This window comes from Ruminococcus sp. (assembly GCF_024691275.1).
GTDB lineage: Bacteria > Bacillota > Clostridia > Oscillospirales > Ruminococcaceae > Ruminococcus.
In genome coordinates this window covers 1-3053 of the sequence record NZ_JAILNU010000115.1, presented here as the reverse complement: position 1 = coordinate 3053, position 3053 = coordinate 1, and the positions used below count along the sequence as shown (strand labels likewise).

The window sequence follows — 3053 nt, the reverse complement described above, 5'->3', positions numbered from 1 at the left end:
TGTAAAGGCTACACTCTGGGGCGATGCAACTTGCAACGATAAGGTTGATATGGCTGACGTTGTTCTTATCATGCAGTCACAGGCTAACCCTAACAAGTATGGTCTCGGCGGAACAGATGCTACTGCTATCACAAAGCAGGGTCTTGCTAACGCTGACGTTGATACATCTGTAAAGGGTGTTACAGCTGGTGACGCACTTAAGATCCAGGAGTTCCTCCTCGGCAAGATCAAGTCACTTGATCCTACTAAGTAATTTCCAATAAAATAAAAGCGGCGCTTCGGCGTCGCTTTATTTTTAATCAATAAGGAGGGGATATTCTGGCAAATATTCTTGATTATCTTGACTGGCGCGGTGATGTCCCGTTTACTGCCGATCCGTTCAACGAGATAGATGGGCTTATATTGTCTCAGTTCTGCTATGTTCCGTTGGAGGGCGTTGTTTCAGCAAGCTTTAGTGAGCATATAAGCATTCCTGATGCTTTTCGCAGATATAAAGCTGACGGTATTGATAAAAAGCTGCGGATACTTACATTTGAGCAGGATAACCTTCTTTTCCGTAAGCTGGCTGAGTCGAGGCGCTTTCGCGGCACTATGCTCTGCGGCTATATGAGTATCGTTGAACACGCTGAAGATATGCAGTTTTCCGCGCTGACCTATCGTCTCAGCGATGGAAGCGGATTTATCGCATTCCGCGGAACGGACGGTACTGTCGTAGGCTGGAAGGAGGACTTCAACCTCAGCTATATGCAGCAGACTTCAGGACAGCAAAAGGCTATCAGCTATGTGAATGAGGCTTTTGCAGATGACAACGAGACCATAAGGCTCGGCGGACATTCAAAAGGCGGTAATTTTGCGATTTACAGCTCCCTTTTCTGTGAGGACAGCATACGCGACAGAATAACTAATATCTATTCATATGACGGCCCTGGATTTCGTGAGGAGATACTCGGCTCGGAAATATATAAAAAAATGCTCCCACGTATAAGGAGCTACATACCGCAGGCGTCTATTGTCGGAATGTTGCTGGGCAGCGGAAGCGACCCGAAGATCGTAAGAAATTCCGCTATTGGCATCAAGCAGCATTTTGCGTATAACTGGGAGCTGAAGCGTAATCGTTTTATGCTTGCCGACAGACTCAAAAAGTCAGGAAACGTTATCAACAAGGCTATATCAGGGCTTCTTGATGATTTCAGTGATACCGAGCGTCAGATATTTTCAGATGCTCTTTTTGAGATACTGAGGGCACCGGATAAGGAAACTCTCAAGGAGATAAGCAAACTCAGGTCGTATCCTGCGCTTATAAAAGCTTTTTCCAAGCTGCGTCCCGAACAGCAGGCAGTGCTGAAAGAGGCGCTGAAAAAGATAGCACAGGGCGGTACGGGAGCTCTGTTCAAATCACAATAACAAAAAGGCTTCACATTTGTGAAGCCTTTTATTAATCAGTGATCAAACACCGTACTTAGCTGTAGCAACAGGAACACCAGGACCCATTGTTGAAGTAACTGTGCAGCTCTTGAGGTAAGTACCCTTAGCAGCAGCAGGCTTTGCCTTAACAACAGCTTCCATAAGTGTGTTGAAGTTCTCTTCGAGCTTAGCAGCGCCGAATGAAGCCTTACCGATTGGGCAGTGGATGATGTTTGTCTTATCGAGACGATACTCGATCTTACCAGCCTTAGCCTCTGTAACAGCCTTTGCAACGTCAGGAGTTACAGTACCAGCCTTTGGGTTTGGCATAAGTCCACGAGGTCCGAGAACCTTACCAAGACGACCAACAAGACCCATCATGTCAGGTGAAGCAACAACTACGTCGAAGTCCATCCAGTTTTCCTTCATGATCTTGTCAACGAGGTCCTGACCGCCAACGAACTCAGCGCCTGCAGCCTGTGCAGCCTCGTACTTGTCTTCCTTACAGAAAACGCATACACGAACAGTCTTACCTGTACCGTTAGGGAGAACTACAGCACCTCTAACCTGCTGGTCAGCGTGTCTTGAGTCAACACCCAGACGGATGTGAGCTTCGATAGTCTCATCGAACTTAGCCTTTGCATTCTTGCACACGAGGTCGAGAGCCTCTGTGGAATCATACTGCTTTGCATAATCAACAGCCTTTGCGCTGTCAACATATTTTTTGCCGTGTTTCATTATATTTCCTCCTATTTAAGTGGTAATACCGAGAAGCTTATAGCTTACCCGATTAGCGGAATTTTCCTCCCACCAATAGAACTCTGAACGGGAATAGCTCCCACTTCATCATTCAAAAAATTGATTAGTCAACAACTACAACGCCCATAGAACGAGCTGTACCAGCGATCATGCTCATAGCTGCTTCGAGTGAACCTGCGTTGAGGTCAGGCATCTTTGTCTCAGCGATCTTCTGGATCTGTTCCTTAGTGATGTTAGCGACCTTAGTCTTATTTGGAACTCCTGAACCGCTATTGATGTTGCAAGCCTTCTTGATGAGGACTGCTGCCGGTGGAGTCTTAGTGATGAAAGAGAATGAACGATCTGCGTAAACAGTGATAACAACAGGAATGATCATTCCGATATCGTTCTTTGTTCTCTCGTTGAATTCCTTTGTGAATGCCATGATATTAACACCGTGCTGACCGAGTGCCGGACCAACAGGTGGTGCAGGAGTAGCCTTTCCTGCTGCGATCTGAAGCTTAATGTAGCCAACTACTTTCTGTGCCATGTCTTCGCACCTCCATAAATGTGGTACATGGCGAGGGAAGAATTACGTTACCACTCCCACTGAAGCCCTTGGGCTTCTGATTTTGACCTTGATTAATCCTACCCGGTAAGTACCTGAGTGATAGGCAGTGTAGTGGGGGTTTCTCTGCCGAACATTGATACGAGAAGATCAACTGTACGGTCTTCGAGATTGATGTTCTGAACAACGCCGATGAAGCCGTCCGTATCAGTACCCGAGATGCGCACACTATCGCCGACCTTGAAATTGACGGTAACTGATGCTACCTCAATACCGAAGAGCTTCTGAACTTCCTCTTCCGAAAGGGGAGTAGGCTCTGAAGCGGGTCCGACGAAGCCTGTAC

The 3053-nt window shown here is 46.8% G+C and carries 4 protein-coding genes and 1 pseudogene; 2 read left to right on the top strand and 3 right to left on the bottom strand.

The features are described from left to right. Together K6G33_RS14685 and K6G33_RS14680 are read left to right on the top strand one after the other, a co-directional pair. A pseudogene (locus tag K6G33_RS14685) lies at positions 1 to 253 on the top strand (glycoside hydrolase); the annotation flags it as partial. A 149-nt stretch (positions 254 to 402) separates the two neighbouring features. Further along, positions 403 to 1404 carry an Mbeg1-like protein gene (locus K6G33_RS14680; protein ID WP_296780949.1) on the top strand — a complete coding sequence of 334 codons (1002 nt, stop codon included), beginning with the start codon at positions 403 to 405 and terminating at the stop codon, positions 1402 to 1404. Between the two features lie 42 nt (positions 1405 to 1446). Here the strand turns inward: K6G33_RS14680 and rplA are convergent, their stop codons facing one another. From rplA to K6G33_RS14665, 3 genes are all read right to left on the bottom strand, one after another. Continuing rightward, entirely contained in the window at positions 1447 to 2142 is a 696-nt protein-coding gene (gene rplA / locus K6G33_RS14675) for a 50S ribosomal protein L1 (protein ID WP_296780945.1), read from the bottom strand. Between the two features lie 124 nt (positions 2143 to 2266). After that, positions 2267 to 2692: a 50S ribosomal protein L11 gene (rplK, locus tag K6G33_RS14670; protein WP_173324922.1), complete on the bottom strand. Its 426-nt coding sequence runs from the start codon at positions 2690 to 2692 to the stop codon at positions 2267 to 2269. Positions 2693 to 2790: 98 nt separating this feature from the next. Beyond that, positions 2791 to 3053: transcription termination/antitermination protein NusG (locus K6G33_RS14665; RefSeq protein WP_367270514.1), on the bottom strand; the 263-nt coding region annotated here is incomplete at its 5' end.

What these genes read in the sequence shown, in the direction of transcription:
- rplK (WP_173324922.1), bottom strand. Translation starts at nt 2,692, where the DNA reads ATGGCACAGAAAGTAGTTGGCTACATTAAGCTTCAGATCGCAGCAGGA.
- rplA (WP_296780945.1), bottom strand. Translation starts at nt 2,142, where the DNA reads ATGAAACACGGCAAAAAATATGTTGACAGCGCAAAGGCTGTTGATTAT.